This is a genomic window from Actinomycetota bacterium, assembly GCA_019347575.1.
Taxonomy (GTDB): Bacteria; Actinomycetota; Nitriliruptoria; order Nitriliruptorales; family Nitriliruptoraceae; genus JAHWKY01.
This window is the reverse complement of sequence record JAHWKY010000077.1, coordinates 1-6,743: the sequence shown is the minus strand read 5'-3', so window position 1 is coordinate 6,743 and position 6,743 is coordinate 1. Positions and strand designations below refer to the sequence as shown.

Genomic DNA, 6,743 nt, shown 5'->3' with positions numbered 1-6,743 from the left:
CGTGATCGTCGAGAATTTCCAGTTTCTTGGTTCGGCAAGCGGCAGCACCACCCAGCGCGGGGAGCGCAACAACGCGACCGAGCCGGTGCCCGCCGCGCGCCGTCGCACGAAGATCGATGCCGTCGTTGACAAGGAGCAGCGCTTCCAGGACGCGGACATTCCGTTCTAGCGGAATGCGCGAGTCGGAAATCGCTGGAGGATGCGGAATCCCCCGGGACTTCGCTGCGCTGCGCCCACGGGGCGTGGCGCAGCGGAGCGACGGGTTCTTCGTGTCGCGCTTGTGACGGTTAGACCGGTGCGGGCTGGTACGTCCAGCCGTAGTGGACGTACTCGTGCTCGAAGGTGCCGTCGTCGTCGTCGTCCGTGGCCACGACGAGCCCGGTCGCGGTGGCGATGTCGTCGACCTGGACCCTGTCATAGTTGTCGGCGTCGAAGACGCGGACGGTCGGCGCGGCATCCTTGCCGAACGTCCGACGGCGGCAGTATCGCTCGACCGCTCGTGAGGTGGAGGCGACGACTCGCGCGAGGGCGGCATCGTCGGCTGGCGGGCGCGGCGCAACTCGGCGCTGATCGACCTCGGGCGCGTGGACCACTACGACCCGGCCGAGTTCTGGGAGCCGGTGCGCCCCGGCGCCTGGGGCGGCATGATCCTCGACCCCGGCGCGTTCTACATCTTGGTCAGCCGCGAGGCGGTCAACGTGCCCCCCGACACCGCCGCCGAGATGGTCCCCTACATGGCGGTGGTCGGCGAGTTCCGGGTGCACTACGCCGGCTTCTTCGACCCGGGATTCGGCTACGACCCCGACGGCAACCTCACCAGCCTCGACATCCAGCTACCCGGCGCGTCGGCCGCCAACGCCGTCGACCCGCGCACCGACCTGGACCCCACCGACCCGCTCAACGTCGTCTACGACATCGGCGACACCCTCGCCGGCAGCCTCGGCAACCCCGTCGCCGGCACCCACTGCTCCGCGCAGCCCACACACTCGACCACCACACCTGCATCGCGAGCTGCGGGCAGGCGCCACCGCAGTACGACTTCCCGTCGCCGCGACAACGACGTCACACGTGATCCAGCTTGAACACCACCGGACCCGGACCGTAGACGTCCAACATCTGCGGCAGCAGGCATCGAGTCGCCATCCTGGATGGCTGTGCGCATCCAGGATTGCACATCGTTGGTGCCCCGTAGCTTCTCGGCGATTGTCGGCAGCCACCGCGAACGCGCTCGCCCCAGTCACGAATGGTCGCGGTCACGATCCCTCGTCACCCTTGCCGTACCCCCGGTCTCGCGCTGCTGCCTCGACCCGGGCACGGACCAGCGGATGACCCAAGATCAGCTCTTCGAACGGACCAACGTTGAACGCCAGGAACTTGGTATCGGTCTGCGCGAACACCGACGCGGTCCGGTCGCCTCCGGTGAGCATCCCTATCTCTCCGATGAAGTCCCCCGCCCCCAGGTTGGCGACGTGATCGCCGCCGCGGACGATGGCCACCTGCCCTTCGAGGATCACGAGGAATTGCTCGCCCGAGAACCGTTCGAGCATCACCACATCGCCAGCCTTGATCTTGATCCGATGTGTGCGCTCGACGATCTCGTCTAGCTCATCGTCGGCGAGGCCCTCGAAGAGCCCGAGCCTCGCCATATCGCCGAGGTCCGGGCGTTCCCGGTCGAAGAAACTCATGGGATCGGTCCCCGTCCTGTTCTGCGATTCGGCTGGCGGCGCGGCCACGTAGCGGTTGGCGGTCATCCCTCGAGGTCGTTGCGCCGCTGGAGGTAGTCGTCGCGGGTCAGTTCACCCCGTGCGTAGCGCCGGTCGAGGAGCTCTCGCGGCGTCGGCTCGCGGTTGCCTCGACCTCGACCCGACCGCAGCGATGCGACCACCGCGACGATCACCGCCACGATCGCCACGACGACCAGGACGGGGATCGCCCACATCCCGCCGCCCATCATCCCGTCCATCATGCTCCCTCCATCCGATCGAGCACCGAAGTTGCGCGGGCCGGGCGGCAGGGTCTCGATGTAGGCGATCACCTGCCCGAGCTGCCGATCGGTCAGGCGTCCCTCGAACGCAGGCATCGGGGGTTCGGTGTCGCGGCCGTTGCGCACCGTGACGTCCACCCCTTCGCGGGTCAGACGATCGACCGCACCGCGGAGGCACGGATGCATGCCCATCATCCCCGCGGCGTCCCGGCCGTGGCACATCGCACAGTTCGCCGCGAAGACCTCGCGGCCGGCCTCCACGTCCGGCGACGGCTCGGAAGCACCGGCGACCGATCCTGCCAGCATGATCACGACCGCCCAGGACAGCGCGAGGATGCGACCCATCATGTGCCGTCCTGCGTCGTGCTGGTCGGCGAGTAGCGCTCCGGCCGGTCAGCGAAGCTCTGGAAGCACGATGTCGAGCAGAAGAGGAACTCGCCCCCGGAGAACCGTGCGCTGGCTTCGGCTTCCAGCGGGTCGACGTGCATCCCGCAGACGGGATCGACGGGTCGCTCCGCAAGCGCGTCGGGAGAGCTGACCTCGAACAGGTCGACGGGTTCGCTCAGACCGCGCAGGATCCTGCCCGCAACGGACTGCCATCGCGCCTCGGGTACGTCGGCGGCGTGTCGTACAGCGCTGGTGGTGAGGAACTGGCCGCGGTCGGCTTCCGCGGCGACTCGTGCGGCGATGTTCACCGTCGAGCCGAGGTAGTCGCCCTCCCGGTAGAGCGCCGGTCCGGCGTGCGCGCCCATCCGGATCCCCGGGAACTCGGACTCGCCAGCGATGCTGCGCATCAGGTCCAAGCCGCACCGGACCGCCGCGTCCGCGGACGGGAACGCGACCATGAACTCGTCGCCGATCTGCTTGAGGACACGCCCACGGTGGTCGGAGGCGACCTGCCTGACGATGTGCGAGAACCGGTCGAGGATGCGGGCGGCGACCTCGTCTCCCATGGCTTCGGTCAGCGGCGTGAAGCTGGCCAGATCGGCGAACAGGACAGCCACGGGTAGCCGGGCGAGGCCGTCGGGTTCGGCCCCGATCCCCTCCCTGGCGTGCAGGAGCATGTCGTCCCGCAGCGCCCGTCGCCAGCCCTTGCGGTGCCAGTACAGGACCATCGGTTCGATCGAATCGACCAGGGCGTCACCGATCGCTTGCGCCTGATCCTCGAGGGCGTCGCCGGTGAGACCCTGTCCGCGCAGTCGCTCGTGGACGTGGAAGTGGAACAGACGTACCTCGGTGTCGGCGACCCGGCCCAGCGCATCAGCACAGACACGGACCAGCTGGACCAGCACGTCGTCGGCGACCCCGAGCTCACGCGCCGTGACCAACGTGCGCAGCATGTCCATGTCGTCCTCGAACACCTCGGTCTGGTCGCCCAGACCTGCCGCGACCCACACCTTCCGAAGGAGGTCGAGATCGACGTCCAGCTCGTCGGCAGCTTCCGTCAAGGTCCGACCGAGCGGCCGCGCCGGGCCGAACCAGTGCGCCCAGCGGGACAGCACATCGCCTTCAGCCTCCGACAATCTCATCAGGTCGTCCGCGTCGACCCCGCAAGCATCGAGGAACGACAGCAGACGTGCCCGTTCGACGGCCTCGTCGTCGAACAGCCCGGCTGGATCGCGCTCCACGAGTCCCAGCGACTCCCACTCTGCCAGCGCCTCAGGGGGCACGGCAGCGCGCTGGCACAGCTGCTCGTCGTCGACGCCAGCAGGCATGGACCTCTCTTCTTCAGTGCGGACCGACGAGCGCACTACCCGGTCGCCGGTCGGGTCTGCGGGTCGGTGTCGGGGGCGTCTCGGGTCGGTTGTTTGCGGGCGACGATGCGGTCGACGATGCCGGCCTTGCGTCGCTCGAGGTGCACTGGGTCGAGCCCGGTCTCGGCGACGACGCGGCGTGGGCGCCGCAGCATGTGTTCGAGCGCGAGCCGGTGGGTGATCTGGTGGATGAGCCACTGCACGGCCCGGACCCCACGTCGCGGGCTGGCGACGTGCTCCACCAGGATCACCGATCCCCCGGGGCGCAGGACACGAGCCATCTCCGCGACGGCCCGTCGGTCGTCGGGGATGCTGCACAGTGAGTACGTGCACACGACCGTGTCGAAGCTGTCATCTGCGAACGGCAGCGCCTGGGCGTCGCCCTCACGGAGATCGGCGTCGGGTCGGACCTCCTCGGCGCGGCGACGTGCCCGCGCCAGCATCTCGGGGCTCAGGTCCACCCCGGTGACGCGAACGTCATCCGGGTAGTGCTCGAGGTTGCGGCCCGTGCCGACCGCTACCTCGAGGACGTCCCCGCGAGCTTGATGGCACGCCCACTTACGATCGCCCGGGAACAAGACCCGCTCCCAGAAGCCCATCTGGCGGTCGAACCGCTCCGCCTGCCGGTCCCAGATCCGCCTCACCCGCTCGGTCTCGCGGTCAGTCAGCCTCGACATCATCGCCCCTCATCGCTACCAGCAACTAGTACTAGTTATTAATAGTAGTAGCTGCTACCGGGGGCGCGCAACCGACCATCGGACCACCCGCCAGACCACCCACGCCCAGAACGCCAGGCACAATCCGGTGGCCACCGCGGACGGCGCCGTCGTCACCGCCCCCATCGGAGGCGCGTGCAGGTGAGCCCCGACGCCCCAGCCCAGCCCCCGGATCATCGCGAGAACCGTGCCCAGCACCAGGATGCTGGCCGCTGTGAGCACCACCTGACGCCGAGACGGCAGCGGCGGTCCAGGTTCGACGCCGGTTTCCAGCTGCGCCACACGCGCAGGCAGCAGCTCACGCCCACCACCCAATGCCGCGCCTGCCGCCGGCTGAGGCAGTCCCGGCGTGCCGACCGCCTTGGCGAGCGCGCCCGCCAGAGGTTCGACCCCGCAGCGAGCCGCGGACCTGCGGTCGGCCGCCAGCTCGCGACCCAGCAGGTAACGATCCCGCAGGTCACCCAGGAGCGGAAGGAAGAAGAACGCCGCGGGCAGCGCCCGGGCGACCGCCATCTTGAGGGGATCGAGGTTGCGCACGTGGTACGCCTCGTGCTCGAGCACCGCCGCCAGCTCGTCCCGACTCGACGTACGCAGCAAGCCCTGACTCACGACGATGCGGGGGCGCAGGAACCCGTACGTGAACGAAACGAGCTCGTCCGTTGCGACGACATCGACGCGGTGCCGCAGCCGTCGACCCCCGACCACCTCAGCTACCCGTGGCGGGATATCGGTCCGGTTGCGTCGCACCCATCCCGCGAGCCCCTCGGTAGCCACCAGCTGCCGCTGAACCGAAACGATGCCCGCCAGCGACACCGTCAGCTCCAGTGCTGCCAACAGCACCCCGGACCAAAGCTCCCACGCCCCCGCCCCGACCATGGCGCCGGACCCGTCAGCGAGCAGCGCCGTCAGGACGGTCACCAGCGCACCGCAACCCCAGAACCCGAGAACCACGTACGCCGCCGCCGCCAACGACGTCAGGAGCAGGAACGCCCGGTTCGCCCCGTCCATCAGACATCCCCGCGCTGCAGCAGACGCTCCAACCGTTGACGCAGGTCGTCGTCATCGGACACCTCGTCGACGAAGTGCGCCAACGCCGCATCCCCGTACTCGCGGACGACGTTGCGCACGGCCACCTCGGCCGCGTCGTCGACCGCAGGTTCGTAGCGGTAGCCCCGACCGTCGCGCTCCCGATCGAGCAGGCCCTTCTCCGCCAGACGCGCCATCGTCGTCATCACCGTCGTGTACGCCAGACCCTTATCCCGGTCGGCGTTGAGCTCCTCCAGCACGTCGCGCACCGTCATGGTCCCGTCGGCGGCCCACATGATGGCCATGACACGTTCCTCCAAGGGACCGAGCATCGAACCCTCCGTCGGCCGTCGGATCGCGAGCCACCACAGCCTACTATCACCGGACCGTAGGTGACACGTCCGAAGGCGGGATGCCTCGGTAGTTGCTCGGAGGACGGGCCTCAGGGCCTTGGTGCCTTGGCGCCTCCGGACGTTCGTGTTGGGTCATCGGGGAGGTCGTCGCAGCTCGGTGATGGTCCTTCGACGAACTCCGCTTCGTCGCCGCAGATGCGGATGAGCGCGGAGACGCTGTTGTTGTCCTCGTCCGTCTCGAGGACGAGCTGGTCGGCGTCGGCGATGGTTTCGAGGAGGTAGTAGCCGTCGGGCACGCCACTCACCTCGATGTACTGACCCGGCAGGAACCAGTTGTAGACGTCGCCCCAGCCGACGGACATCCCCTGTCGCAGTACCGGCCCCGACTCGCCCGTCTCGGTGGGCCCGCTGCATTGCGGGAAGTAGTAGCTGCGGGCGGCGTCGCCGTAGCGCCCGAACCAGATGTTCTCGATGTCGATCACGCAGAAGCCGTTCTTGCGTCCGGGCCTTACGGGCTCGTCGCCGAGCCGCCGGCCCTCCTCGTCGGACGCCCACAGCCGCGACACGGCGAAGTTCCGGTAGTGGAAGTGCGCGTGGGTCGGGTGGAACTCGTAGCTGCCGGCGCGGCGCTCGGACCACGACCGGTCGCTGCGGTAGATGCGTTGGCGGAGTTGCTGATCGGTCGCGGATCCGCTGAGGTCGTAACGGAGCTCGAACGGGCCGTCTCCGACGTTGCCCACCGTCGGGGCCGTAGACGAACAGGTCGAGGTCGTGCTCCTCGTCGGCCCAGCGCAGCCCGACCTGGAGGCCGCAATCGCGGTTCCATCTGCGCTGGGGCAGGATCACCGAGAGGGTGACCTCGTCGCACGCGACCACCGCGCATGCCTCGGGTGTGGACACCACGACACCA

At 68.8% G+C, this 6,743-nt stretch carries 8 protein-coding genes and 1 pseudogene; 1 reads left to right on the top strand and 8 read right to left on the bottom strand.

All coding sequences use genetic code 11. From position 1 onward, the window contains the following. Positions 1 to 287 precede the first annotated feature (287 nt). Positions 288 to 593, bottom strand: coding sequence for a hypothetical protein (locus KY469_22045; protein MBW3665778.1), 306 nt, complete (start codon positions 591 to 593; stop codon positions 288 to 290). On the opposite strand from KY469_22045, the pseudogene KY469_22040 reads away from it, so the two are divergent. Beyond that, a pseudogene (locus KY469_22040) lies at positions 525 to 1,082 on the top strand (2'-deoxycytidine 5'-triphosphate deaminase). The gene KY469_22045 and the pseudogene KY469_22040 overlap by 69 nt on opposite strands. A gap of 171 nt (positions 1,083 to 1,253) precedes the next feature. Here the strand turns inward: KY469_22040 and KY469_22035 are convergent. From KY469_22035 to KY469_22005, 7 genes are all read right to left on the bottom strand, one after another. After that, positions 1,254 to 1,685, bottom strand: coding sequence for a cyclic nucleotide-binding domain-containing protein (locus KY469_22035; GenBank protein MBW3665777.1), 432 nt, complete (start codon positions 1,683 to 1,685; stop codon positions 1,254 to 1,256). A gap of 62 nt (positions 1,686 to 1,747) precedes the next feature. Next, the gene (locus KY469_22030; protein MBW3665776.1) at positions 1,748 to 2,332 is read right to left on the bottom strand and encodes a c-type cytochrome; all 585 of its coding nucleotides are present in this window, start codon (positions 2,330 to 2,332) and stop codon (positions 1,748 to 1,750) included. Continuing rightward, positions 2,329 to 3,699 carry a YHS domain-containing protein gene (locus KY469_22025; protein ID MBW3665775.1) on the bottom strand — a complete coding sequence of 457 codons (1,371 nt, stop codon included), beginning with the start codon at positions 3,697 to 3,699 and terminating at the stop codon, positions 2,329 to 2,331. Before KY469_22025 ends, KY469_22030 begins: the two co-directional genes overlap by 4 nt. A gap of 35 nt (positions 3,700 to 3,734) precedes the next feature. After that, a complete protein-coding gene (locus tag KY469_22020) occupies positions 3,735 to 4,415 on the bottom strand; it encodes a class I SAM-dependent methyltransferase (GenBank protein ID MBW3665774.1) in 681 nt (226 codons plus the stop codon). 54 nt (positions 4,416 to 4,469) lie between these two features. Beyond that, on the bottom strand, positions 4,470 to 5,462 hold the full coding sequence (locus KY469_22015; GenBank protein ID MBW3665773.1) for a M56 family metallopeptidase: 993 nt from the start codon (positions 5,460 to 5,462) through the stop codon (positions 4,470 to 4,472). Continuing rightward, on the bottom strand, positions 5,462 to 5,812 hold the full coding sequence (locus tag KY469_22010; protein MBW3665772.1) for a BlaI/MecI/CopY family transcriptional regulator: 351 nt from the start codon (positions 5,810 to 5,812) through the stop codon (positions 5,462 to 5,464). The genes KY469_22015 and KY469_22010 overlap by 1 nt, the downstream gene beginning before the upstream one ends. A gap of 110 nt (positions 5,813 to 5,922) precedes the next feature. Continuing rightward, positions 5,923 to 6,573, bottom strand: coding sequence for a hypothetical protein (locus KY469_22005; GenBank protein MBW3665771.1), 651 nt, complete (start codon positions 6,571 to 6,573; stop codon positions 5,923 to 5,925). Positions 6,574 to 6,743: the final 170 nt, after the last annotated feature.